The 23,911-nt window shown below is 61.8% G+C and carries 20 protein-coding genes; 7 read left to right on the forward strand and 13 right to left on the reverse strand.

Features of this window, described 5'->3' with window-relative positions:
* Positions 1 to 5 precede the first annotated feature (5 nt).
* Genes BN1959_RS03965 through BN1959_RS03980 form a run of 4 tightly spaced genes read right to left on the reverse strand, consistent with a single transcriptional unit; the run spans position 6 to position 4,421 of the window.
* The gene (locus BN1959_RS03965; RefSeq protein WP_053947415.1) at positions 6 to 1,154 is read right to left on the reverse strand and encodes an ABC transporter ATP-binding protein; all 1,149 of its coding nucleotides are present in this window, start codon (positions 1,152 to 1,154) and stop codon (positions 6 to 8) included.
* A 19-nt stretch (positions 1,155 to 1,173) separates the two neighbouring features.
* Positions 1,174 to 2,073, reverse strand: a complete 900-nt coding sequence (locus BN1959_RS03970) for a carbohydrate ABC transporter permease (RefSeq protein ID WP_053947416.1) — start codon at positions 2,071 to 2,073, stop codon at positions 1,174 to 1,176.
* A complete protein-coding gene (locus BN1959_RS03975) occupies positions 2,070 to 3,116 on the reverse strand; it encodes a carbohydrate ABC transporter permease (RefSeq protein WP_053947417.1) in 1,047 nt (348 codons plus the stop codon). The genes BN1959_RS03970 and BN1959_RS03975 overlap by 4 nt, the downstream gene beginning before the upstream one ends.
* A 21-nt stretch (positions 3,117 to 3,137) precedes the next feature.
* Positions 3,138 to 4,421 carry an ABC transporter substrate-binding protein gene (locus BN1959_RS03980; protein ID WP_053947418.1) on the reverse strand — a complete coding sequence of 428 codons (1,284 nt, stop codon included), beginning with the start codon at positions 4,419 to 4,421 and terminating at the stop codon, positions 3,138 to 3,140.
* A 157-nt stretch (positions 4,422 to 4,578) separates the two neighbouring features.
* Between BN1959_RS03980 and BN1959_RS14645 the strand changes: the two genes are divergently transcribed.
* Positions 4,579 to 4,734, forward strand: coding sequence for a hypothetical protein (locus BN1959_RS14645; RefSeq protein WP_154018216.1), 156 nt, complete (start codon positions 4,579 to 4,581; stop codon positions 4,732 to 4,734).
* On the opposite strand, the gene thrS is transcribed toward BN1959_RS14645, so the two are convergent.
* The 3 genes from thrS to BN1959_RS03995 all read right to left on the reverse strand — a co-directional run bounded on the left by thrS (position 4,735) and on the right by BN1959_RS03995 (position 11,053).
* A complete protein-coding gene (gene thrS / locus BN1959_RS03985; RefSeq protein ID WP_053947419.1) occupies positions 4,735 to 6,660 on the reverse strand; it encodes a threonine--tRNA ligase in 1,926 nt (641 codons plus the stop codon).
* Between the two features lie 71 nt (positions 6,661 to 6,731).
* Positions 6,732 to 7,670, reverse strand: a complete 939-nt coding sequence (locus BN1959_RS03990) for a DUF368 domain-containing protein (protein ID WP_053947420.1) — start codon at positions 7,668 to 7,670, stop codon at positions 6,732 to 6,734.
* Positions 7,670 to 11,053 carry an oligosaccharyl transferase, archaeosortase A system-associated gene (locus BN1959_RS03995; protein WP_053947421.1) on the reverse strand — a complete coding sequence of 1,128 codons (3,384 nt, stop codon included), beginning with the start codon at positions 11,051 to 11,053 and terminating at the stop codon, positions 7,670 to 7,672. Before BN1959_RS03995 ends, BN1959_RS03990 begins: the two co-directional genes overlap by 1 nt.
* Before the next feature lie 158 nt (positions 11,054 to 11,211).
* Between BN1959_RS03995 and aglG the strand changes: the two genes are divergently transcribed.
* Complete coding sequence (gene aglG, locus BN1959_RS04000; RefSeq protein ID WP_053947422.1) at positions 11,212 to 12,150, forward strand: glucosyl-dolichyl phosphate glucuronosyltransferase; 939 nt, start codon at positions 11,212 to 11,214, stop codon at positions 12,148 to 12,150.
* Here the strand turns inward: aglG and BN1959_RS04005 are convergent.
* Positions 12,140 to 13,042 (reverse strand): glycosyltransferase, encoded by a 903-nt coding sequence (locus BN1959_RS04005; RefSeq protein WP_053947423.1) that lies wholly within the window; start codon positions 13,040 to 13,042, stop codon positions 12,140 to 12,142. The two genes, aglG and BN1959_RS04005, sit on opposite strands and share 11 nt — an antisense overlap.
* 143 nt (positions 13,043 to 13,185) lie before the next feature.
* On the opposite strand from BN1959_RS04005, the gene BN1959_RS04010 reads away from it, so the two are divergent.
* Entirely contained in the window at positions 13,186 to 14,100 is a 915-nt protein-coding gene (locus BN1959_RS04010) for a sulfatase-like hydrolase/transferase (RefSeq protein ID WP_053947424.1), read from the forward strand.
* Here the strand turns inward: BN1959_RS04010 and BN1959_RS15340 are convergent.
* Positions 14,091 to 15,197 (reverse strand): glycosyltransferase, encoded by a 1,107-nt coding sequence (locus tag BN1959_RS15340; protein ID WP_079978592.1) that lies wholly within the window; start codon positions 15,195 to 15,197, stop codon positions 14,091 to 14,093. The two genes, BN1959_RS04010 and BN1959_RS15340, sit on opposite strands and share 10 nt — an antisense overlap.
* Before the next feature lie 115 nt (positions 15,198 to 15,312).
* On the opposite strand from BN1959_RS15340, the gene BN1959_RS14315 reads away from it, so the two are divergent.
* From BN1959_RS14315 to BN1959_RS04030, 3 genes are all read left to right on the forward strand, one after another.
* Positions 15,313 to 16,494: a glycosyltransferase family 61 protein gene (locus BN1959_RS14315; RefSeq protein ID WP_079978593.1), complete on the forward strand. Its 1,182-nt coding sequence runs from the start codon at positions 15,313 to 15,315 to the stop codon at positions 16,492 to 16,494.
* Between the two features lie 132 nt (positions 16,495 to 16,626).
* On the forward strand, positions 16,627 to 18,072 hold the full coding sequence (locus tag BN1959_RS04025; RefSeq protein ID WP_053947427.1) for a sulfatase-like hydrolase/transferase: 1,446 nt from the start codon (positions 16,627 to 16,629) through the stop codon (positions 18,070 to 18,072).
* A 67-nt stretch (positions 18,073 to 18,139) separates the two neighbouring features.
* Positions 18,140 to 19,591, forward strand: coding sequence for an oligosaccharide flippase family protein (locus tag BN1959_RS04030; RefSeq protein ID WP_053947428.1), 1,452 nt, complete (start codon positions 18,140 to 18,142; stop codon positions 19,589 to 19,591).
* Between the two features lie 14 nt (positions 19,592 to 19,605).
* Here the strand turns inward: BN1959_RS04030 and aglF are convergent, their stop codons facing one another.
* On the reverse strand, positions 19,606 to 20,331 hold the full coding sequence (gene aglF, locus BN1959_RS04035; protein ID WP_053947429.1) for a UTP--glucose-1-phosphate uridylyltransferase AglF: 726 nt from the start codon (positions 20,329 to 20,331) through the stop codon (positions 19,606 to 19,608).
* Positions 20,332 to 20,427: 96 nt separating this feature from the next.
* Here aglF and aglM point away from each other — a divergent pair, with 96 nt between their 5' ends.
* On the forward strand, positions 20,428 to 21,738 hold the full coding sequence (aglM, locus tag BN1959_RS04040) for a UDP-glucose 6-dehydrogenase AglM (RefSeq protein ID WP_053947430.1): 1,311 nt from the start codon (positions 20,428 to 20,430) through the stop codon (positions 21,736 to 21,738).
* Positions 21,739 to 22,544: 806 nt separating this feature from the next.
* Here aglM and BN1959_RS04045 read toward each other — a convergent pair.
* The 3 genes from BN1959_RS04045 to BN1959_RS04055 all read right to left on the reverse strand — a co-directional run bounded on the left by BN1959_RS04045 (position 22,545) and on the right by BN1959_RS04055 (position 23,766).
* Positions 22,545 to 22,970 carry an HVO_A0114 family putative DNA-binding protein gene (locus tag BN1959_RS04045; RefSeq protein ID WP_053947431.1) on the reverse strand — a complete coding sequence of 142 codons (426 nt, stop codon included), beginning with the start codon at positions 22,968 to 22,970 and terminating at the stop codon, positions 22,545 to 22,547.
* 46 nt (positions 22,971 to 23,016) lie between these two features.
* Positions 23,017 to 23,382, reverse strand: a complete 366-nt coding sequence (locus BN1959_RS04050; RefSeq protein WP_237560298.1) for an HVO_A0114 family putative DNA-binding protein — start codon at positions 23,380 to 23,382, stop codon at positions 23,017 to 23,019.
* Positions 23,383 to 23,472: 90 nt separating this feature from the next.
* Entirely contained in the window at positions 23,473 to 23,766 is a 294-nt protein-coding gene (locus BN1959_RS04055; protein WP_053947433.1) for a toxin-antitoxin system TumE family protein, read from the reverse strand.
* Positions 23,767 to 23,911 lie beyond the last annotated feature (145 nt).

Genomic DNA, 23,911 nt, shown 5'->3' on the forward strand with positions numbered 1-23,911 from the left:
CGCTCTCAGGTCGGGTCCACGCCCTCGACGTCGTCGAGCGAGCGGTTCTTGAGCGCCTTGCCGGTGCGGTCGTCGAACAGGTGGATCGCCTCCGGCGGGATGGTCGCAACCACGCGGTCACCCGAGGAGACGGTACGCATCCCGCTGATCGTCGCGATGAACGTCTCCCCGTCGGGCGCGTCCCCGAAGCGGAGGTAGACGTTGTTCGACTCCCCGACGGGCTCGACCACGTCGACGACGCACTCGAAGTCGTGCGGGCCGAGCGTGTCGGTCTCGGCCGCGAACTCGACGTCCTCCGGGCGCACGCCGAGCGTCACGTTCGTCGCGTCCCCGAGCGCCTCGCGGACGGCTTCCGGGAGTGGGTAGGTGAACCGCTCAGCCGAGAGCGCGTCGCCCTCGCGGGTCGTCGGGAAGAAGTTCATCGACGGCTCGCCGATGAACCCCGCGACGAAACGGTTGGCGGGCGTGTGATAGCACTCGAGCGGCGTCCCCACCTGCTGGAGCACGCCGTCGTCGAGCACGGCGATGCGGTCCCCCATCGTCATCGCCTCGGTCTGGTCGTGGGTGACGTACACCGTCGTCACGCCCAACTCGTCCTGAATGCGCTGGAGTTCGGTGCGCATCGTCGCCCGGAGCTTCGCGTCGAGGTTCGACAGCGGCTCGTCCATCAAAAACGCCGCGGGGTCGCGCACGATCGCGCGACCGAGCGCGACGCGCTGCTGCTGGCCGCCGGAGAGCTCCGAGGGCTTGCGGTCGAGCAGCTCCTCGATGCCCATCATCGTCGCCGTCTCCTCGACGGTGGTCCGGATCTCGTCGTCGGGCATGTCGGTCGACTCCTCCAGCCCGAAGCTCATGTTCTCCCTGACGGTCATGTGGGGGTACAGCGCGTAGGACTGGAACACCATCGCGATGTCCCGATCCGCGGGCGCCGTGTCGTTGATCGCGCGTCCGCCGAGCCGGATCTCGCCGTCGGTGACGGTTTCGAGGCCGGCAATCATGCGCAGGGTCGTCGACTTCCCGCAGCCGGAGGGGCCGACGAGCACGAGGAACTCCCCGTCCTCGATCCCCATGGCCACGTCGTCGACAGCGACGACCTCGTCGCTTCCCCCGTCGTTGAACACCTTCGTTACCGAGTCGAGCGTTAGTTCTGCCATCGTAGATCACCTCTGAACCTCATGTGGCTACCCCCTCGGCGAACTTGTCGCCGAACAGGACGTACACCACGAGCGTCGGCAGCGCCGCCAGCAGCGCCGCGGCCATCCGCAGCGGGAAGTTCGTCCCCGACTGGGACACCCCGATCCCGACGAGCTCCTGTGTCACCACCGACGCGTCGCCGAACTGGACGATCGTCAGCGCGAACAGCAGGTCGTTCCAGATCTGGGTGAACTGGTAGATGAACACCACCGCGAACATCGGAACCGACAGCGGTAGCACGATCCGGCGGTAGATCGTCGACACCGAGGCGCCGTCGAGCCGGGCCGCCTCGATCATCTCCGTGGAGAGCTTCTTGTAGTGGGCCCGGAACAGCAGCGTACAGATCGGGATGCCGTAGGCCGTGTGGGTGACGATCAGCGCCACCAGCTTCCAGTGGTACTCCTGAATTAGCGGGAGCGCCGCGAACGGCGCGAACAGCGACTGCAGCGGCACGACGTTGTACCAGAACTGCGTCAGCGGCACCAGCACCGCCTGGTACGGGATGAAGATACCCGCGACGAACAGCGCGTAGATCCCGACCTGCCCGCGCCAGTCGACGTTGGTCAGCCCGTAGGCGGCCATGCTCCCGAACAGTCCGGAGAGGATCGTCGCCGGGATCACGAGGATGAAGCTGTTCGCCAGCCCGCGGGCGAGTCCGTCGAACGCGTTCCCCCACGACTGGAGCGAGAACGAGCCGGTTTCGGAGATCAGCGGCTCCAGCGGCGGAAGGAACGGTGCCTGCCCGGTGTAGCTCTCAGGGCTGGTGATCGACGTGAACAGCCCCGTCAGGATCGGCAACAGGTAGAACCCGGCCATCCCGATCAGCACGACGTAGAGGGCGGTCCGCTTCAGCTGCACCCCCTCCTCGTTCGTGCTCATAGGTCACCTCGTCGGTACTGCGAGTAGACGTACGGCGCGACGATACACAGCGCCATCACGAACAGGATCACCGCGATCGTCGAGCCGTACGCCCAGTTCTGGTTGGCGTACGCCTCCCTGACCATCCGCGTCGCGAGGATGTCCGCCGACGGGCCGGGCTGGTAGCCGCCGTACATCGAGAACAGGAAGTCAAAGGCCTTGAGCGCGAACACCGTGATCACGACCAGCGCGCTCACGGTCGCGGTCCGGAGTTGGGGGATGATCACCCGCCAGTACATCTTGACCGTGCTCGCGCCGTCGACGCGGGCGGCCTCGAAGTGACTCGACGGGATGCCCCGAAGTGCGGCGAGGTAGACGATCATCGCGTAGCCGCTGAACTGCCAGATCAGCGCGAACGCGACCGCCCCGAGCTTCAGGTCGGGGTTCTGGACGATCTGTACCGGGCCGATCCCGAACACGCCGAGAGCGACGTTGATCAGTCCGGTGTTGGGGTTGTACATGTAGAGCCAGAACTTCGCCGTGACGACGAAGGAGAGGCTCATCGGCAGCAGGTAGATCGTCCGGAACGTGTTCTCGAAGCGGATCCCGCGGTCGACGAGGATCGCGAGCAGCAGGCCGAGCGCGAGACAGACCGCCGCGAACCCGACCATCAGGGCGATCGTGTTGCCCAGCGAGTTCCAGACGGGCTCGACGGTCAGGTCGGACCACGCCGGCGTCGCGCCGTTCACCTCGCCGCCCATCCCGACCATCGAGAGGATGCCGTCGATCGGGTCCGAGAACGCGACGAGGTAGTTCTCGACGTCCAGATCCGTGTAGTCGGGCTCGCCGATGCCGGAGAAGTCGGTCAGCGAGAGCAGGAAGTTCCAGACGACGGCGCCGTACACGAACAGTCCGACGAGCAGGAACGGCGGCAGCCAGAACGGGGCCGACCGGACCGAGTCCCGCGAGAGCAGCGACCGCTCCGACTCGGCGGCGGATCCGCCGTCGGTGCGGGCGTCGCTGTCGGACCAGCGGTTACGAAGTGTGGCTATCGGGTCACGCATACCTGTGCTTCCAGGGAATCGTTACTCGAACGCGCCGACGAGCGCCTCCGCGGTGGCGTCGACGTCGTAATCTTCGAGGAAGCCGCTGAAAGCACTGGTGATGTTCGTCTTGATCCCGGGCGAGACCGCCAGGCCGTGCTGGATCGACGGCGGCTGGCTGTCCGCGCCCGTGAAGTCCTCGTACTGGTCCTGCTGGAACGTGTTGAGCTGGGACACGTCGGCGTCCTTCCGGGGCGGGATCGACCCCTTCTCGCGGTTGAACAGCACCTGCCCCTCCGTGCTGGCACAGTAGCTGAGGAACGTCTTGGTCGCCTCCGGCGAGGGGTTGTTGTCGAAGTACGGGAACGAGTCCATGTTGAGCAGGTAGCTCCCTTCCGAGCCGGGGTAGGTGACCTGTCCCCAGTCCTCGCCGTAGTTGAACTCGTCGTTGCCGCTGTACGCGCCCGCGGCCCAGTCGCCCTGGTGGATGAAGGCGGCGTCGCCCTCCATCACCATCGTGTTCGCCTCCGTGAAGCCGATCGAGGAGGCGTCGCTGGGGTAGTACTCGCTGAGCTCGACGACGTGTTCGAGCGCCGCGCGGACCTGCTCGACGTCGCCCTCACCCTCGGTGAAGGCGGTGTAGCCGTCGACGCCGGCCTGTGCGAGCAGCGCCGTCTCCCAGAGCTGGATCGTCGACCACGTACCGCTGGTCTGCTGGGCGAACGGCACCGCATCGGTGTTCTCCGCGACGGCCGCACACGCGTCGACCACGTCCGCCGGCGAGGAGAGCGACTCGGGGTCGACGCCGGCCGCTTCGAGCACCGCGGTGTTGTAGAAGAGGTTGTTGATGCGGTGGATGTTCAGCGGCACCGTGACGTACGTCCCGTCGAGCTTGGCCTGCTCTTTGGGTCCCGGGAGGTAGTTCTCCTCCACCTCGTCGGTCCAGACGTCCTCCTCGATGCTGGCGTAGGCCTCGCCGAACTTCTCCAGGGTGGCGCCCGGCCACGTCTGGAACGTGCTCGGCGGGTCGTTGGCCTGCAGTCGGTTGCCGATCACCTGGTCGAGGTTGCCACGTGCGGCGCCGTTGACCGGCTCCTCCGCGAACTCGACGTCGGGGTGGGCCTCCTGGAACCCCTCGATCAGCGCCGCGATGGCGGCGTTACCGTCGCCCGAGGACCACGCGTGGAGCAACTGAATCGGGTTCTCGGGCCCGCCACCGCCGCCGGTGAGGCTGCTACAGCCGGCCAGTCCTGTCGCACCCACCGCCGCGGCGGACGCGAGCACGCTTCGCCGCGAGCGCCCCGCCTCGTTCGTGTCCGAGGACATATGTGACGAACGTATACACACTTACGAGTAAATCTTGTGGTACTCCCTCACGGGCCGGTTTCAGTCGAGAGACGCGGTGCTTCCGGGTGACTTCGTCTAGGATCGGTTCGGTCGGGACTGCCGAGGATTGATAGCTCCGCGTCGCGAACAGTACCGAATGGACGACGACTCGAGAGGTGCGCTGTCGCCGTTCTTCCCGTCGGAGACGCCGGCGCTCCGGGGGCGCGGCCGGAAGTGGGTCGCGATCCTCCTCGCGGCACTCCTGCTCGTCGGCTCGCTCGTGGGGTTCGTGACCGCCTTCCTCCCGGCCTGACTACTCGTCGAGGAAGTCCGGCTCGACGCGTTTCTCCTCGTACTCGGCTTCGAGGTGGTCGCGGAACGCCTCGGGGTCGACACCGTCGGCCTCGCGCTCGAAGCGGTCCCGGACCGAGATGGTGCCGGCCTCCTCCTCGTCGCTACCGACGATGATCATGTACGGCAGCCGGTCGTCGTGGGCCTCCCGGATCTTCCGGCCGACCGTCCAGTCCCGATCCTCGACTTCGACGCGGAACCCGTCGAGCTCGTTTTTCACCCGGTGGGCGTACCCCAACGCGTCGTCGGAGACGGGGAGGATGCGCACCTGCTCGGGCGCGAGCCAGAGCGGGAACTGGCCGTCGAAATGCTCGATCAGCACCATGAAGATGCGCTCGTAGGAGCCGTACAGCGCGCGGTGGATCATCACCGGGCGGTGGTCCTCGTTGTCCTCGCCCGTGTAGGTCAGGTCGAACCGCTCGGGCATGTTGAAGTCGAGTTGGACCGTCGGGCCGTCCCAAGAGCGCCCGAGCGCGTCGCGGAACGAGAAGTCGATCTTCGGGCCGTAGAACGCGCCGTCGCCGGGTTCGATCCCGTAGTCGTACCCCTCGGAGTCGAGCACTTCTCGGAGCTGCTCCTCGGCGCTCTCCCAGATCTCGTCGCTGCCGACGGACTTCTCGGGGCGAGTCGCGAGGTCGACGTCGACTTCGAGGTCGAACTGGCCGATCAGCGTGAAGATCATCTCCATGATCTCCCGGACCTCGGCCTCGATGTCTTCTGGTTTGACGAACAGGTGGCCGTCGTCGATGGTGAACGCCCACGTCCGGGAGAGTCCGGAGAGCTCGCCGCGCTGCTCCTTGCGGTACACCTTCCCGTTCTCGAAGTAGCGCTCGGGCAGGTCGCGGTAGGACCACGAGGACTGGTCGAAGATGGTGGCGTGGCCCGGACAGTTCATCGGCTTCAGCCCGTACTCCTCGTCGTTCACGTCGAGGAGGAACATGTCGTCGCGGTAGTTGTCGTAGTGACCCGACTGCTTCCAGAGCTCGGTCCGGAACAGGTGGGGCGTCTCGACCTGCTCGTAGCCCGCCTCGCGGTTGAGTTCGTTGACGTAGTCCTCCAACTCCTGCAGGATCGTCTTCCCCGCGGGGTGGTACAGCGGCAGTCCCGGTCCGGTCACGTCCGGCACCGAGAACAGATCCATCTCCTGGCCGATGCGGCGGTGGTCGCGCTCCTCGGCCTCCTCGAGCATCTGGAGGTAGTCTTCGAGTTCGGACTCGGACTCGAACGCCGTCCCGTAGACGCGGGTCAGCGTCTCGTTGTCCTCGTCGCCGCGCCAGTACGCCGAGGAGATGTTGAGCAGTTCGACCGCGCCGATCTCCCCGGTGGACTCGACGTGGGGGCCCTGACAGAGGTCCTCCCAGTCGTCCTGTCGGTAGAAGCTGACCGTCTCCGCGTCGGCGGCCTCCTCCTCGAGGATCTCCCGCTTGAAGCGGTTGTCGTCGTACCGCTCGAACGCCTCCTCCCGGGAGCGTTCGAGCCGTTCGATGTCGTAGTCCGCTTCGACGATCTCCACCATCTCCGCCTCGATCGCGTCGAGATCAGCCTCCTCCAGGTCGACGTTCGTCACGTCGTAGTAGAAGCCGTCCTCCGTCGGGGGGCCGATGGTGAGTTTGGCCTCGGGGTGGAGCCGCTGGAGCGCCTGTGCGAACACGTGGGCCGCGGAGTGACGCAGCACGTCGAGGTACTCCTCGGACTGGTCGGTGACGATCTCGAGCTGTGCGCCGTCGTGGAGTTCGTCCTCCTTCGCGACGAGTTCGCCGTCGACGACGCCCGCGACGGTGTCGTCGCCGAGCCCGGGGCCGATCTCGTAGGCGGCGTCCTCGACGGTGGCGTCATCCGGCACGGAGAGCTCCGAACCGTCCGGCAGCACGACCGTGATATCGCTCATACGCCACGCAACTCCCCGCGGGGATTAAGACCTGTTGAGATGCGTTGGCGGACCTCCGCAACGCTTTCCACTCAGATCTCGATCGCCTCGCCGCCCGCGGCCCGCTCGAGGCCGACGACGACCGCGGCACCGACGACCGCCGCCCCACAGAAGAGGCCGATCGCGGCCGTCGTCCACCCAGTGTCGAGCCGTGTCGCGGTCTGGACGACTGGCGCCCGGAGCGCGCCGACGACCAGCGCGACGAGGAACGTCATCGTCGCCGCCTTCCGGCGGTCGAGCGCCCACCTGACCGCGTGGGCGACGGTGAACAGGCCGCCGACGCCGCCCGCGAGGAACGTGAGGATCGTCGGCGTCCCCGCGGGGATCGACGCTGACTCGCCCGTGAGGATCGCGAACACGGCGTCGACGAACGCGCTCAGGTGGTCGATCATGTACTCGTACTGTCCCAGCAGCAGGAGCAGCAGCGAGCCCGACACGCCGGGCAGGATCATCGCGGTCACCGCGATCGAGCCAGCGAGGAAGGTGACGGGCAGGCTGTGTCCGAGCGCCCCTTCTGCCTGCCCGGAGAGCAGGAACGCGACCGCGAACCCCGAGACGGCGGCGGCTTGCCGGCCGCGGGTGTCGAACGCCATCTCCCGGCGCAGCAGCCACGCCGAGGCGCCGATCAGCCCGAAGAAGCCGCCGAACGTCGCCGCGGGGTAGGCGGCCATCGCGTGTTCGAGCACGCGCGAGACGGTCACGATCGCGGTCGCGATCCCCAGCCCGAGTGCGGCGAGGAACAGCCCGTCGATCTCACGGAACGCCGCGACTGCGTCGGCACGGCGGTCGGGCAGCGGTGCGGCGACGATGTCGAGCAGTCGGTCGGGCTCGACGGCGGTGATCGCGGCGATCAGTCGCGGGTAGATGCCGGTCAGCAGCGCGATGGTCCCCCCCGAGACGCCGGGCACCGCGTCCGCGGCGCCCATCGCGATCCCGCGGAGGTAGACGCCCAGGGAGGCCCGTCCAGCCATTAGTTCGTCGCCCGCGCCGCCGGACCGAGCGCGTCGAGCTCGCCGATCACGCTCGGCGCCTCGACGGCTGTGTCGGATGACTGGTCGTCACCGTCGGCGGTCGCCGACAGCTCGGTGCCTGCGAGGCTGCTGGTGTTCTCGGTCGTGTTCGTTTCGTTGCCGCTCTCGTTCTGTGCGCCCTCGGGCGGCTGTGTGCGCTTCTCGAGCGTGATCTGTTTGGGCTCCTCGTCGACGCCCAGCACCTTCCCCTCGGAGACGTCGAACTCCTGGCCGTACTGGATCGAGTAGCCGCTCTCGTTGGTCGTCGCCGGCGCCGAGACGGTGTAGCTCCCGTTGGCGCGGACGCTCACGTTCGTGTAGCCGTCCTCCGGCCCGAACTCGTCGTAGCCGGTCGTGGAGTACGGCAGCGTCAGCGTGAACTCACCCTCGTCGTTCGTCTCGGCGTGCTGCGTGTAGGTGAACGTCTGGTTCGACGACGGCATCCGCATCTGGACGGAGGCGGTCACCTCGGTGTTGGCGGGCGCGTTCGACCCCTCGACGGTCGCGCTCGGCACCTTCTCGAACGTCTTCACCCACGACGGCGTCGTGGTGGACTGCTGGTAGATCAGCCCGTAGAGCCGGTCGCCGGCCATCGCGGCCTGTCGGCGGTCGTTCAGCTGGAAGTTCCGGTTCTGGGCCTCGCTGGCCTTCGCCAGTCGGTAGTGCTCCAGCGCGGGGACGTCCTCGCTCGGGAACGGCCCGACGCCGCCGATCTGGGCGCTGCCGTCCTCCTCGACGTACGCCTCGGCGGCGCTCATGTTGGGGAAGCGCCGCAGCATCGAGTCGTTGGCCATCGTCGTCCGGGCGTCGAAGGACTCGCCGTCGGCGCTGGTCAGTTCGCGGGTCTCCCAGTCGACCACGAACGGCGCGGCGTCCTGTGCGGAGCCGTGGTAGCGGTACAGCCGGATCATCAGGCTCTCGTAGTACCGCTGGTCGTAGATCTGGGCCGACTGGCTGACGAACGTGCCGCGTTCGGTCTCGTTGAGCTGGTAGATGCCCTCCGCGAAGTCGCTGTAGGAGACGTTCTGGTCGTCGTAGAACGTCACGGGCGCGCTGAACTTCGAGGTGACCGAGGCCATCTGGTAGTCGACCATCACGTAGCGGGTCTCCTCGCCCGGCTGAGCGCGGCGGTCGAGCACGTTCTGGGCCTGGCTCTCGTTGGGCGCGAGCAGGTAGTTCGCGGCGTTGGTCGCGCCCTGCTGGAACGGGTTCGCGTTCGGAATCCGTTCGCTCTGGGTCGTGATCCAGTGGCCGTAGTCCCACCACGACATCACGCCGTAGGCACCTTCGGGGTACTCGAAGTCGTCAGTCTTCTCGTAGGCGCCGTAGTACTCCATGTCTTCGGCGTTGCCGGCGCCGCCGAGGTTCCCTTCTTCGGGGGTGTTGTTCTGCATCCAGTCGAACGTGCCTTCCCACGCGAGCACCGCGCCCGGGCCGGTGCTGTTGCCGGTCTGGACCGACGTGGCGGTCTGCGTGCCGGGGCTACCGGGGCCGCCGCCGAGCGTGACGGGCATCGCGAGCACGGGCGCGGCGACGAGCAGGAGGACGGCGGCGACGGTGAGCACCTGGTGGCCCTCCAGCTCCTCGACGAACATGATCGCGCCCACGAGCGCCGCGGCCGCGACCGCCACTGCCGCGAGCGTCTGATCGAGCAGCAGCAGGCCGAACACGACCGGAACCGCCGCGAAGCCGATCGTGCGGACTTCGAGGTCGGCCGCGGCCAGCGCGCTGTCGATGTCGATGTAGTTGAGCACGCGGCCGAACAGGTACGCGTTCGCGACGACGACGACGACGGCGAGGTAGTAGTTGAAGCGGACCTGGGTGAACGCCATCGAGGTGATAAAGGCTGCCCAGACCACGAACAGCAGGTCGGTCGCCTCGTACTCCGCGATCAGCGGTGCACCAGCGAGGAGCGCCGCGACGATCACGAGGCCGAGCACTTGCTGGTCGATGCCGACGGCGCCGCCGATCACGCTCGGCAGCGGCGTCAGGAAGATCAGTGCGGCGGTCAGGAGGCTGCCGCCGAGGTAGGTGTACGCACGCTGGGTGCCCTTGCGAATCAGCGGGCGGGCGTGCATGAGCACGACCGCGAGGATCGCGGTGAACAGGGTGACCCCGTACTCGAGGATGATGCGTTCGGTACCGCTGTTGAGGCCGTACTGCTGGATGGAGTTCTGGCTGATGAACGGTTGGGCCTCGGAGATGGTTCGGGTGGCAGCGCCGGCGCTGAAGCCGACGATACGGAGGAGGTTGCCGGTGATCTGACTGTAGAGCCCCTGAGCGACGACGGAGATCACGATCGTTCCAATCGTGCCGACCGCGAGGATGGCGACGGGGAAGTAGGTCGGGTCGATGTCCTCGCGTTCCCAGTAGCGGGCGAACACGGCGAAGAACACAGCCGCTGTGGCGACGGCAAAGGCGGCGATCGGCTGGAGAAGGGAGTGGGCGGTCGTTCCGATACCGATCGTGTCGATCAGGAGGACGCTTATCACGCCGGTGACACCCATCGACACGGCTACCACGAAGGCGATCGGTTCGGGAGTATCACCGTGGACAACGTCCGTGACAACGTTCAGGACGAGGAACAGACCGACGATACCGACGAGGAACACTGCTGGCGGCCACGCCCAGATGAACAGTCCCATTAGGACGCCAGCAGCGACGGACCAGAGGAGTGGTTCCTTTGTCGTATCGAGATCTCGGGACTCGATCAGTTCCTCGCGTACAACCTCCCAGACTGGCATCGTCCGATTTGCGACGGCGACGGCGCCGAAGAGGCCGACCATCGCCATTCCCATGAAGAACGGCTCGACGGCGTTGTGATCGGCAGCACCGACGAGCGTTCGCTGGAGGAAGAGTCCCGGAAGGAGTGCGAGGAGGAATACAGCGAACAAGCCGCCAAGACGGCTACTGAACCGTTTACCGATGAAGTAGACGGGAACCACAGCGAGGGCACCGAAAACGGCTGGCGAAACGAGGAGGACTTTGGCGACGAGTGCCTCGTTGGGGGAACCGAGACCGATGATCAGTGCCAAGAGGGCGACCAGTTGGTCGTAGAGCGTCCCGAACTGCCCTGCGAACCGGCCTACCGGGAACCCAGTCCAGGGATCGAAGGGCATGACACCCGGGAAGTTCAGCGTGCTGTAGGTGCTCTGTCGCAGGTGGTACCAAGCGTCGTTCCCGGAGAAGTACACCTCGTTGTTCTGGAGGAACCGGGAGTAGTTCTGCATCCGGACCCAGAACATCCACGCCATCGCGAGGAGGAGTGCGGGGACGTGGTACCAGTCGGCCGCCGTATCGCGGAGCGACTGGAGAAAGTCGTTGCTTTCGCTTCGCGAACTCATTGGCCTGAATCGTACCAAAACGGGCATAAGGTTTGTGTATCACTCTGAGAGGAGTTCGCCGTCGAGGGCTCTTCTCGGCGGTCGATCGAGTCCGGACGGTAACGGGGACGATGCAAGAGTCGAACGCTTTTTGCGGGCGTCACGAGTAGCCGCGGCCAATGAAGATCTCCGTCGTCATCTGTACGTACTCGATGGATCGGTATGAGGTGTTCTGCGACGCGGTCGACAGCGTCCTCGAACAGACGTACGAGCCAGTAGAGATCGTGTTGGTGGTCGACGGTAACGAGACCGTCTACGAGCGTGTGCGTGAGGAGTACGGGGACGTCGAGAACGTCGTCCACCACAACAACGACGAGAACCGTGGGATCTCCTACAGTCGGACGAAGGGTGCGGAGCTCGCGGCGGGGGAGATCGTCGCGTTCATCGACGACGACGCCGCCGCCGAACCGGACTGGGTGGAGCAGCTGGTCGAAGTGTATGCAGAATCGGACGCCATTGCCGTCGGCGGCGACGTGAAGCCCGACTGGCAGATTACAAAGCCCGATTTCTTTCCGGCGGAGTTCTACTGGCTGGTTGGCGTCGTCGAACCCGGGTTCGCGGAAGACGGCGAGGAGGTCCGGAACACGTACGGCTCGAACATCTCCTACCGGCGCGAGGAGTTTCTGGAAGTCGGAGGGTACGACCCAAACACCGGGCGGAAGGGTGATCGACATCTCCAAGCTCACGAGGCCCCCGTGGGGATTCGACTTCTGGAGGAGTACGGACGAGGGATGGTGTTCACGGAGGACGCGGTGGTGCACCACAAGCTGTTCGACTACCGCGGGGAGTTCGACTGGCTAGTGTCGCGGTCGTTCTGGCAGGGGTATTCCAAGCGCGTGATGGACCTGCTGTATCCGGACGCGCCGGACGACAAGAGCGAGTATTTGGAGCAACTACTGACCGAGCGTGTTCCGGGCCGGCTGAAGGGACTGGTTCGATCGCCGTCGGCGGCGGCAGTGAAGCAGCTGCTCGCGATCTTCGTGTTTACGGGGGCAGTAGGGCTGGGGTATCTGTACGCGATTCTGACGCCGAACGTGGTGGAGAAGGCTAATTCGTAGGCGCCGGGATGTCGTTGCGCTTCTCGCCAAACAGGAACTCGTAGTAGTAGCCGAAGCCGCGGCAGGCGAGCATGGTGATCGAGAGAAGCGAGAACGCGACGCGCGTGAGCGCGGACTCGGGCTCGTCGTCGTCGCCGTTGCTACCCGAACCGCTGGGGGTCGGCGGGATGCCCGGCTTGCCGAACCGCTCGGGGTAGTAACGCTGCTTCTGACAGAACCCCCGGCCGACGCGGAAGTTCTTGCTAGCCAGCGTGTCGAAGGAGGTGCGTGCAGGGTGGTAGACGGTAGCGTCCTCGGCGTAGCCCTGCTCGTAGCCGGCCTCGTGGACGCGCTCTCCGAACTCGCGGTCGCCGCCGGAGACGAGTCGGCTGTCGAAGGTGCCCACGTCCTCGAACACCTCCCGGCGGACGAGCAGCGCACACGTGGGCGCGTAGTGCTCCGTTTCGAGGTACTGTTCGACCGGGAAGCCGGTTCGAGCGTTGTACCGGCCAACGAGGGTGTCCTCTGGCAGCGTGAGCTCGACGTTACAGCCGAGGTAGTCGGCTTGCTGTTCGTCCATGGCTCGGAGGGCGGTTTCGAGCCAGTTGTCGTCGACAGTCTCGTCGGCGTCGACGAACGCGAGCACGTTGCCGTCTGCGTGCTGGATGCCTTTGTTCCGGGCGGCGTAGGAGCCCTGGATCTCGTCCTCGACGAGGAGGTGTATGTGCCCGTGGTCCTGAGTGTAGTCGCGGATCGCTTCGCGGGTGTCGTCGGTGGAACCGTTATCGACGACGAGGATTTCGTGGTCTTGATCAATCCTGTCAGTCAAGGAACCAAGCGTGTCAGAGATCCCTCCGAAGTCGTTGTAGACGGGGACGATGACGGAGATAGCAGGTGAATCGAGCATATCCATTAGTAGCGTCGCACACTGGGGAAGGCGCGTACAGAGTTCCAATCGTTTGTGGTAGCTGCCTAGTCTTCAAAACCGTTTCTTGTTCCATATAGTAGATTAGGGGACCACAACGCTCATCCCCGACTATACGTCTTTTAATGGAAATGGGATTCGACAAGTGGGCCCGCGACTCCATCGAGGAGATACGAGAGAACGGGATGGATGGATTGAACGAGGTTACGTACCAACTATACCTCGGGTTCCTACGGCGTGCGTACGCTTTACAAGACCACAGCGATGAAGAGTCCATCTTTGATCGCGAGTGGGATATACTCGTGATTCTTGATGCATGTCGCCGTGATCTCATTGAGTCCGTTGAGGACGACTATGATTTCCTCACCGAGAATAAACCATTCCGATCGATGGGTAGCATGTCTCGAGAATGGATGCAAAAGAACTTCACAGAAGCGTACTCGGAAGAACTACGACGGACTGCGTATATCTCCGGGAACATATTCACGGAAGACTACGCCGAACCGAACCAGTTCGATTACCTTGACGAGGTGTGGAAGTACGCATGGGAAGGGGGGACCGTGCCCGCACGGGCGATCACCGATCGTGGCATCGCTGTGTATCGGAACGAGGATCCCGACCGTATGATACTCCACTACATGCAACCCCACGCGCCCTCGGTCCCCGACCCTCTCGGTGAGGGGATGGCCCTACCAGGAGACGATGACGACTGGACATCCTCGCCAGAATTACTCCGTGCTGGTGCTGTGACCAAGGATCGACTCGTCGAATCCTATCGTGCAAACTTGCGGTACGTCCTTGACGACGTGGCAGTTCTCCTAGAGAACGTGGACGCCGAGCACGTCGCTATCACGGCCGATCACGGCGAGGCATTCGGCGAGAAACACATCTACGAACATCCCGATCACATGCCTCTGGACATTCTGCGGGAGGTACCATGGTACGAGACGACCGCAACGGACCAGGGAACGTACGAACCCTCGCTCGAACCAACTAAGGAGACCGGTGACATGGACGAAAAACTCCGTGCACTTGGTTACCTCTGAACCTCCAGAGCTTCGCCTCGATACACTGAGATCAAATCCACTGTAACGTCTTTCCAGTCGTAGTGGTCGAGAGCAGTGGAACGGTTCTGTTCCCCGACCTCGTCGAGATCCGAACGAACTGTCTGCACCGCTCGTTCAAGTGCGCTCCCTAAACCGTCGTCCGGATCGTAGAGTATGTTCCCTCCCGGGTCCACACTCGGAATAGCCCCAAGTCGTGGGGCGACGAACGGTCGACCGAACGTCATGGCGAGGAGAACGGATCCCGAGTTGAAGATGTCCTGATACGGGAACACAGCCACATCGCATGCTCCGAAGTATCGGGGCAAATCCTTGTCAGGGATATACCGGATATCGAGTACTACGTCGTCACGGTCCGCAGCGAGAGACTCAATAGTCTGGGTAGTCTTCTCATCCTTCGAATTGCCCGCAATCATAAGCTGTGCGTTCGAAGGTTCGAGATCACACCACGTCCGGAGGAGCTCAGGAACCTGCTTGTAGGGCCGAATACGTCCAAAGTAGAGGAATGTCCGTTTCTTTGGGTCGAGATCCAATTCGCGTCGGCACGTTTCACGGTCTCTATCGGTAGGTGAGTAGAGCGGGGCATAGTTCCCGTGTGGGATACGAATGATGTTATCTAAAGGTGTGCCGAGATAGGCTTCCAATTCTTGCTCGGTCCGTTCGTCCCATACCTGAACCGCGTCGGCGATACCGACGATCCGACGACTCACCCAATGGTCGATAGACTCGTGTCGGCGCTCGTGATTGCACCGGTTATGCACGGTCCAGACGATACGAATGTCTAGATACGAGCACAACCACACTTGTGCGACGAACGCAAATGCGAAGAAGGCAGATAGGAGCCAAGAGAAAGGGAGTCGCTCGAAGTCACTGTAATTTCCGAGAAGGAAGTATGGGTGAGTCCAATGTAAATGAATGACGTTTATATTGTTTCGCAATGCATCAACGGCGAGCGGCCAGAGTGGATGACTGTGCGACTCGTGGGTTGTTTCCACATCCTGTTGATTGAGATGAGCATCAAGCATGTCGAGGTACTGATTCCCATCGAAATATGGAGCGAGAAGGACTTTTAGAGCCATCTGTGGTGGACCTAACTATAATCAGGACCGGATAAGAGATATATCCACGGTTCCGAACTGCAACGTCGGTCAAATATTACAAGCTATTAGTGATGGAGATGAGTTCCTTTCAACGATGGATTTGAGTAGCACTCCGAGACGAGCCCTCCGGAAGCTACGGATGGACGGCCTCGGCGAATTACTTACTGAGGGTTGGGATACTCTCTATGTAGACGCCTTACTTTACCGTGGGATGTACCAAAACATCCTCCTAGAACACCTGGACATAGTAACGCGAGACGAACTTCGAGAACTTCCGGGCTACGTAGAGTACGAAGAAACGGACGCACGCGTGAAGTACAAGGGGAGAGATGGGCTTGGGGACGACGGAGAACGCTTCAATGCTGTTAATCGGTTCATCTACGAGGAGAGTGACGCATTGTTTCTCGGCCCCGTCGGGCCCGGAATCACTTCCGATGGAGAAGTAATCTCGGAGAGCGTCGCACCCCCGCCACTCGTAGAGAGACGCGTAGGTGTTTGTCTTGCACAATCAATAGACGAGAACGGGGTACGTCGTACACTAAACGCTCTCTCTGGGGAGGTCACGCCTGACCGGAGTTTTGACACAGCCGCGTTCGTTGTACCGCCTTGGCCGAATTACTATCACTGGACAATGGAGAGTCTATTGCGCGTACGCTTGCTCGAAATACACGGAGAGGTGACAGGGACATACCCGACACTCATTGTTCCAAGGGACCGCTCGTCATGGGTGGATGAGACGCTTAGTTTGCTCGATTACGCGGGTCCGGTCGCAGGCTTCAACGGTGGTATCGCAGCGGTGGATACTCTGGTCGTACCGACGTACCCAGATCCGACTCCCGCTGAGTGTCGATGGCTCCGTGATCGTATGCGCACCGGTGCCGGTATAGATATCACTGAGTCTCGTGAACGGGTATTTGTCGCGCGCGACGACGCAACCGTCCGCCGCATCTCGAATCGGGATGCAGTCGAGCGCGTTCTCAACCAATACGATATCGATAGTTACCTCCTCGGCGAACTAAGCGTCCGCGAACAGGTCGAACTGTTTTCTAACGCCGAACTCGTGGTAGCACCTCACGGAGCAGGTCTAACAAACATCCTCTACGGCGATGATCTCACGGTCGTAGAACTGTTCGGTGATAAATTAGTTGCAACTTTCGACCGTATCGCCGAAAACATGGACCATACCTATCAGTACCTCGAATGTGGACAGGACGGCGTTGATATTCACGTCAACCCCGATTTGCTTAACCAGAAACTAAGTGATCTCCTGCAATAGTGACATCATAGTTGAACTCTACTCTAGAAACCGTTACAGCTGATTTATTCATATAAAGTTAGTTTAAATCATATTCTTTATATGGTATAAGATCTGGCCGACGTTACCCGCCGTTCTTACCGAAGTATACAAATGCAACCCCTCGGATTCGTATCCATGGGTCGACCGAACGTCCTTCTCATCGTTCTCGACAGCGTACGCGGCCTAAACGTCGGCCACCTCGGATACCCACGGAGCACGACGCCGAACTTGGACGATTTCGCCGAACGGGCGACGACTTACACGAACGCCCGATCACCCGGTATTCACAGCATCTCTAGTCATGTCAGCATCTTCACCGGCTATCACGTCGCAGAACACCGTGCTACGGCGCATAGTGCGAGCATCTCGTCAGGTCACACGATCTGGGAGGTCCTCGCGGATGAGGGCTATCAGACGGGGCTTTTCACGCCCAACTCGATCGTTGCCGAGTCGTCCAACCTCTCCTCGTTCTTTCAGGAAGTCGTCGGTCCGAAGCGTCAGGAACTGTTATTTCCCGAAGCGCTCGGTCCCGAAGGTGTGAATGGAGACCCCAGCTACGTCGAGTACCTGCTCGAAAGCTTGCAGAGTGACTTCCCACTCAAGGCGACATTGAACGGCCTATCCCGTGAATTCGGGCGTTCAAAAGGAGCTCATGATCCGGAACGGGAGCACGGTGGGAAGTACGTCGACGAATTCGACTCGTGGAGAGAGACCAGAGACGAACCGTGGGCGGCTTGCATCAACCTCATGGATGCACATTACCCGTACATCCCGCAAGAGCAGTTCGCCGAGTGGGGTGGGGGCGGAAAAATCGAGGATCTCCATCGGGAGGCCATGGGCGGGCCACTCACGACACAGTATCTCGGAGATAGGCCGTTTTGGGAACTCGAAGCGACCGAAAGCCTGTACGACGACTGTATCAAGCAGGTAGACGCTTACTTTGGACAACTGTTAGATCGGCTGGAATCAGCTAGCGAACTCGATGATACATTGGTGGTGGTGACTAGTGATCATGGGGAGGGTTTCGGCGAATACAGCGCGTTGAACGACGCGGTACGTCTTATTGATCACAGCTGGGGTATCGGCGATGAAGTCTCTCACGTCCCGTTAGTTGTAAAACACCCCAACGACGACTCCGCCGAAACGGTGAAAACCCCCGCCTCTCTCACCCAGTTTCCCACTGTCGTGGAAGATGCAATAGCGGGGGAGAAAACAGGATTCGTCCCCCAAGAAGGCCACACGCTCACGACATCGTACAGGATCGAGAAACCGGGGGACGAACTTCCGATCTCGAAGGGAGACCGAGAGCCGTATTTCGGTCCGTGGCACGCCGTATGTCGTGAGATAGGGGGAGAAGTTTTCGTCGACGCAGTTCGAAACGACGACCGAACACGGTACCGCCCAGGCCGAGACAGCGAACGAAACGACGTAACATCGGTGGATCGGAATTTTGTAGACAAAACCATTCAGGAACTATCTGACGCCGGTATTATGGAAGGAGAGAAAGAGATCGATCAAGACGTCGAAAAACGTCTTCACGAACTGGGATATAAGTAGTACTTTTAGGCCTAGCTGAGGTAACCGAAAAGGAGACCTTATTGGGCTTTCTCACGCGTGTTGGTATATGCGGCTGGGCCAGACCTCCATTATTCACTTCGCATCTCGCTTCCTCGCGTCCGCATCCGGGTTCGCCGCAACGGTGTTCATCGGTCGGATACTCGGCTCAGGGGGTCTTGGGACCTACTACCTGATCCTCTCGCTCGTCGCGTGGTTGGGTATCGCAGTGAAGATGGGAGTCCCCAGTTCGATTACGAAGCGGATCAGCGAAGGGACGGATGACGCCGCATACGCGGTCGCGGGAACGTCAATCAGTATTGTTCTCTTCGTAGTAGTCTCAGCGCTTGTACTACTGTTCCGTGGACAAGTAAACGAGTACATCGGCCACCCGGCTGCAGTGGTCGTTGTCCTGTTCCTAGGGGTGAACTTGGCACAATCGATCACTAATTCTGTTCTCAGGGGACAGAAATTGGTCCACATTTCAGGCGTCTTTACACCAATCCGAACGGGCTCCAGAAGCGTCGTTCAGATCATTGGTTTACTGGGTAGTTTGGGACTCACAGCGCTATATGTCGGTTACACCGCTGGCTATCTGCTTGTCACCCTTCTGGGTCTCTGGGTTGCTATCAAAAACTTCCAGTACGTGAGGCTCCCCCGGCGAGAACACTACCAGGAGCTAGTATCGTACGCAAAGTTTTCGTGGGTCGGGTCGCTTCGATCCCGAGCGTTCAATTGGGTTGACGTGACTGTGCTCAGATTCTTCGTCTCGGCCTCAGCCATCGGAATCTACACAGCAGCGTGGAACATTTCGGTTTTCTTGATACTGTTCGGCGGGTCGTTGAGCCAAACGCTGTTTCCGGAGATGAGTTCGCTTTCTGCCGATGAAGACTCGGAAGCCGTCGCTGACCTCTTCGAAACTGCCCTCGCTTTCGCCGGACTTGTCCTGATTCCTGGCCTCATCGGCGGAACGATCCTCGGGGAACAACTACTCCAAGTGTACGGTGATGACTTCTCCCGTGGAGGGACGGTTCTGTCGGTGCTTATCGTTGCTACCCTTATCCAGGGTTACCAGCGACAGTTTACGACGGCTCTGAACGCCATGGACAGGCCAGATATTGCGTTTCGTATCAACGCAGTGTTTATCACGGCGAACGTGATTCTGAACGTCAGTCTAATACCGTACTTCGAGGTTATCGGCGCAGCGGCAGCAACTGCTACCGCAGTTGCGGTCAGTCTGGTTGCAGCCCACTACATGCTTTCATCACTGGTCGATTACTCCATCCCGCTCGGTGAGATCGCACGACAATGGGGTGCCGCCGCAGTGATGGGAATTGTCGTGGAATTAGGTCGACGGGGCGAAGCCGCGTACGTGAACTTCAGCTACGAGTTCGTGGCAGTAGCGGTGCTCGTTACCCTCGGAGCCGGAGTGTACTTCATCTCCCTACTCGCGCTCTCAAGCCGATTCAGGAAAACGGTCGTCGACAATCTCCCGTCACGGTTGTCGGGAATCAGCGTATAACCGACAAACAGAGACTACATGACGTTCTCCCCAGCCTGCAACCGCTCCTCTGCCTCGTCCCGATCCTCCGGATACCCAACGTCGATCCGCCAGCCTTCCATCGGAATCGCGTCGATCGTCCGCCCGCTCTTGATCAACAAATCAATAGCGTCCGAAAGCTCGTACTCGTTACGGTCGGAAGGCTGCACCAGTTTACACGCGTGGAAGATTGCGGGCGAAAACGTGTAGAAGCCAGTCATCACCAGATTGCTCGGCGGGTCGTCGGGCTTCTCGACCACTTCCTGTATCTCGCCGTAGTCGTTCGTGTCACAGACGCCGTACCGGCTCGCCTCCTCGTAAGGCACCTCCTCAACGAGGAACGCCGCGTCGGTGCGGTCCTCCTGCTGACGGCTAACCACGTCCTCCAGGTTCGCCTGGAAGATGTTGTCGCCGAGCATCAGCATGAAGTCCTGATCGACGTGCTCCTCCGCCTTCAACAACGCATGAGCCAGTCCGTCCTGCTCGCGCTGGTGGGCATACGTGATCGGAACGCCCTTGAACTCGTCGCCGAAGTGGCTGATGATGTTCTGTTTCTTGTAGCCCACGATGACCACGAGCTTCTCGGCGCCGAGCTCCACCAGCTGCTCGAAGCAGTGTGTGAGGATCGGTTTGCCCGCGACCTCAACCATACCCTTCGGTTTATCCTCGGTCAGCGGGCGGAGGCGCGTCCCCTCACCAGCCGCGAGAACTACTGCCTGCATGACCCTGACTTGCTGGGGCGTACTCAAATACTTTTAGCAACCCCTACGAGAGCAGAGACAGAATAGATTATCAATCCTGACCCCCTCAAAACCCTCATGCACCTCTCCATCGTCGGCAGCGGCTACGTCGGCACAACCGTCGCCGCCTGTTTCGCCGACCTCGGCCACCAGGTCACCAACATCGACGTCGACCAGTCCGTCGTCGACACGATCAACGCCGGGGAGGCTCCGATTCACGAAGAAGGACTCCAAGAGCTCGTTGACGCCCACGCGGGCGAGAACTCAACCAACCGCCTCCGCGCGACGACCGACTACGACGCGGTCCTCAACACCGACGTCACGTTCCTCTGTCTCCCCACGCCGCAGGCCGAGGACGGGAGCATCGATCTCTCGATAATGGCCAACGGAGCCGAACAACTGGGCGAAACCCTCGCAGAGAAGGCAGACCACCACACTGTCGTCGTAAAGAGCACCGTCGTCCCCGGCACCACCGAGGAAGAGATCGCACCGCTCCTCCAGAACCCCTCCGAGCGAGCCGACAGCGGAACCGTCGGCGCCGGCATGAACCCCGAGTTCCTCCGGGAAGGCACGGCCGTCCACGACTTCCTACATCCCGACAAAGTCGTCCTCGGCGCCGATAACGAGCGCACGCGCGAGGATATGCACGCAGTGTTCGCCCCGTTGCTCGACCAGCACGACGCGCCGGTCGTCGAGACCGACACCCGAACCGCCGAAATGACCAAGTATGCGAACAACGCCTTCCTCGCGTCGAAGGTCTCGCTGATCAACGACATCGGGAACATCTGCAAGCAGTTCGACATCGACGCCTACGAGGTCGCCGACGCGATTGGTCTCGACGATCGGATCGGCGAGCAGTTCCTGCGCAGCGGTCTCGGATGGGGCGGCAGCTGCTTCCCGAAGGACACCCGCGCGATCATCCACGCCGCCGAGGAATCGGGCTACGAGCCGGCGATTCTCAACGCCGCCGTCGAGGTCAACGACGGGCAGCCCGAACGCTTGCTCGAACTGCTCGACGAACACCTTGACGTCGACGGTGAGCGCGTCGCCGTGCTCGGACTCTCGTTCAAGCCCGGTACCGACGACATCCGGAACGCACGCTCGATCCCCGTTATCGAAAAACTCCAGCAGCGGAACGCCTCCATCACCGCCTACGACCCCGTCGCCGCCGACGAGATGCGCGAGCGATTCCCGGGGATCGAGTACGCCGATTCGGCCGGTGACGCGCTCGACGGCGCGAGCGCGGCGCTGATCGTCACAGAGTGGGACGAGTTCGCCGCCCTGGACGAGGAGTTCGAGTCGATGAATCGAAAGCTCGTCGTCGATGGCCGTCGTGTCGACCTCCCCATCGAGGAGCGCGACCTCGAGTACGAAGGCCTCTGTTGGTGACCGCCGCTCCCTGAATCAGGCTGACTTATCCGGATTCCGTGTGAACTGATCCGGTCGATTCGGGCCGGAACGGGCGAGAAACGAGTCCGAAATGGAGAACGTCTCCATACTCGGGAGCACGGGCGATTTACCCGTCTCAGTTCCTGTTGGGCCCGGACGACCGATTCATAATCGGATTCCTGCCCCGCAAGTGCTCTACCCGTGGGTTTCGAGAGGTGAGTATGGCCAACCGCGTCGCGATTCGCGAGGTGCTCAGGCAGTAGCCGGGGAAATGGAGCGAGAGAGTCCTTCAGTCGCCAATTCGGAGAGTCACGCGACTCTGTCGAGAATTCCCTAACCGCACGAGGGGAACCGATTATGAAGAAATATTGGGCGTCTTTGGTGGCCGTTCCTCGATCCCACGATCACGCGATTCCCTGAATATCGCCATTCCTGAGCATCTACCGGCAGGATCCCACCCTTCCACCGCTCGTACTACTTCACGTTTAGACACACGAACCCAGTCTACTTGCGGGGATCTCGGCCGATTATGACCGGTTGTCGTGGGTGTTTTGACGGCAGTGAGGATTCATAATCGATCCTCGCCGTGCGGTTCGGGAGGAACGGGAAATAGGTGCCAGTCTCAGCATACTGCCTCCCTGGAGGGTTCGAAAACACGTCGGGAATCGCTCGTTGTGGATGTCGTGAGCCGGAACGCGTGAGTACCGCTAAACAGGGGCTTCGGATCGGTCGTCCGACTCCGGATCGTCTCGAAGCGACAGATAGACGTCGATGTCGTCGAACGGGACCACCGGTCGCTTCGAAGCCTATGCAGACGCGCCAGTCCGATCCCCACTCACGTCTCCGGGGAGCTGCAACGAGAAGTCGATGGTCTTCGCTCCCCCACGGAGGATCGGCTTTTTGCTCGCACCTTCCTGTTCGAACTCGACGACGCCGAGGTTTTCCAGCTCCTGCAGGTTCCGGTGCACCTCTTTGTAGTCCCGGTCGACGGCTCGTGCGGCCTCGCTAATGCTCGCCGGCTCCGCCTCGACGATCGCCTCCAGTAGCTCGAGGTTCGAGGTCCGCATCAGCCGAGCGACGTCGGCGTAGCTCTCGAAGTCCAGAACGAACCGATCGTCCTGCTCGACGGCGTCGCCGGTCTCGCCGTCGAGCGCTCGTTCGAGTCGCTCACGGCCCGCCTCGCGGAGTTCGTCGCGCTGTCCGTACGTGATCTGTAGCGTGTCGGTAGTCATGGCGTAGGACCGGATGGATGTCGTACGTCGGAACGCGTGAGCGCCGCTACGCGGGTGCTTCGGACCGATCACCGGATTCCGGATCGTCTCGAAGCGACAGGTGGACCTCGATGTCGTCGAACGGAACCATTGGCCGCTTCGAGCGGCCCTCCTGTTCGAACTCGACGACGCCGAACTGTTCCAGCTGATTCAGGTTCCGGGAAACGTCTTTGATGTCCCGGTCCACCAGTCGCGCCGCCGCACGCATACTGGCGGGCTCCTCTTGGGCAATCGTGCGAAGGAGCTCGATAGCGCGCGGACTAAACACACGCATGAGTTCGTCCGGATCCTCAAACGTGACCCGACTCGGCGGCGCTTCGTCCGGAAGGTTACCTTCGAGGGCAGCCTCCATCGCATCCTCCGTTCGATCCATCATCCCTTCCAGTGTCCCGACTGTCACGACGAGTGTGTTCTGTGACATTGGTTGCTCCGTAGGTGGCACCCACCGACAGAACGCCCGGCCCTATGGCCCGAGTACATCGGTCTCCCACCGAAAACGGGCTTGTACCTCGCTGTACCCTGGGAATTCGTAGTCATCGTCCAATCCGTCCGCCGTGTGCCGTTCGTGGACGCCGTGGGAATTATCGTATCGGACGATAGTGTCGCCGCCGACTGTGCCGTAGTGGAGCCGGTATTTCACGCCATCAGGGAACTTCTCCGAGTCCTGAACCGCGAGGATGCGGATTCGAACGATGGTGTTCCCATCCGGCTTGAAACGCTCATCGACGAGCTCCATCACGTCGTCGGCAGGTGCCATCGACAACTGATGGTACGCATCCCAGCACTATATGTGTTGGGCCTAGTCACAACGAAACCGTGGAGTTCCCGGATGACCGCTGGTGCTGCACTATTGCTTCCACGCTCAGAACCACATGCACGCATCGCTGTTGACTAGCACAACT

Source organism: Halolamina sediminis (assembly GCF_001282785.1).
Lineage (GTDB): Archaea > Halobacteriota > Halobacteria > Halobacteriales > Haloferacaceae > Halolamina > Halolamina sediminis.

Coding starts and splice junctions, on each gene's coding strand:
- BN1959_RS03965 (WP_053947415.1), bottom strand. CDS start 1,154: ATGGCAGAACTAACGCTCGACTCGGTAACGAAGGTGTTCAACGACGGG.
- BN1959_RS03970 (WP_053947416.1), bottom strand. CDS start 2,073: ATGAGCACGAACGAGGAGGGGGTGCAGCTGAAGCGGACCGCCCTCTAC.
- BN1959_RS03975 (WP_053947417.1), bottom strand. CDS start 3,116: ATGCGTGACCCGATAGCCACACTTCGTAACCGCTGGTCCGACAGCGAC.
- BN1959_RS03980 (WP_053947418.1), bottom strand. CDS start 4,421: ATGTCCTCGGACACGAACGAGGCGGGGCGCTCGCGGCGAAGCGTGCTC.
- BN1959_RS14645 (WP_154018216.1), top strand. CDS start 4,579: ATGGACGACGACTCGAGAGGTGCGCTGTCGCCGTTCTTCCCGTCGGAG.
- thrS (WP_053947419.1), bottom strand. CDS start 6,660: ATGAGCGATATCACGGTCGTGCTGCCGGACGGTTCGGAGCTCTCCGTG.
- BN1959_RS03990 (WP_053947420.1), bottom strand. CDS start 7,670: ATGGCTGGACGGGCCTCCCTGGGCGTCTACCTCCGCGGGATCGCGATG.
- BN1959_RS03995 (WP_053947421.1), bottom strand. CDS start 11,053: ATGAGTTCGCGAAGCGAAAGCAACGACTTTCTCCAGTCGCTCCGCGAT.
- aglG (WP_053947422.1), top strand. CDS start 11,212: ATGAAGATCTCCGTCGTCATCTGTACGTACTCGATGGATCGGTATGAG.
- BN1959_RS04005 (WP_053947423.1), bottom strand. CDS start 13,042: ATGGATATGCTCGATTCACCTGCTATCTCCGTCATCGTCCCCGTCTAC.
- BN1959_RS04010 (WP_053947424.1), top strand. CDS start 13,186: ATGGGATTCGACAAGTGGGCCCGCGACTCCATCGAGGAGATACGAGAG.
- BN1959_RS15340 (WP_079978592.1), bottom strand. CDS start 15,197: ATGGCTCTAAAAGTCCTTCTCGCTCCATATTTCGATGGGAATCAGTAC.
- BN1959_RS14315 (WP_079978593.1), top strand. CDS start 15,313: ATGGATTTGAGTAGCACTCCGAGACGAGCCCTCCGGAAGCTACGGATG.
- BN1959_RS04025 (WP_053947427.1), top strand. CDS start 16,627: ATGCAACCCCTCGGATTCGTATCCATGGGTCGACCGAACGTCCTTCTC.
- BN1959_RS04030 (WP_053947428.1), top strand. CDS start 18,140: ATGCGGCTGGGCCAGACCTCCATTATTCACTTCGCATCTCGCTTCCTC.
- aglF (WP_053947429.1), bottom strand. CDS start 20,331: ATGCAGGCAGTAGTTCTCGCGGCTGGTGAGGGGACGCGCCTCCGCCCG.
- aglM (WP_053947430.1), top strand. CDS start 20,428: ATGCACCTCTCCATCGTCGGCAGCGGCTACGTCGGCACAACCGTCGCC.
- BN1959_RS04045 (WP_053947431.1), bottom strand. CDS start 22,970: ATGACTACCGACACGCTACAGATCACGTACGGACAGCGCGACGAACTC.
- BN1959_RS04050 (WP_237560298.1), bottom strand. CDS start 23,382: ATGGATCGAACGGAGGATGCGATGGAGGCTGCCCTCGAAGGTAACCTT.
- BN1959_RS04055 (WP_053947433.1), bottom strand. CDS start 23,766: ATGGCACCTGCCGACGACGTGATGGAGCTCGTCGATGAGCGTTTCAAG.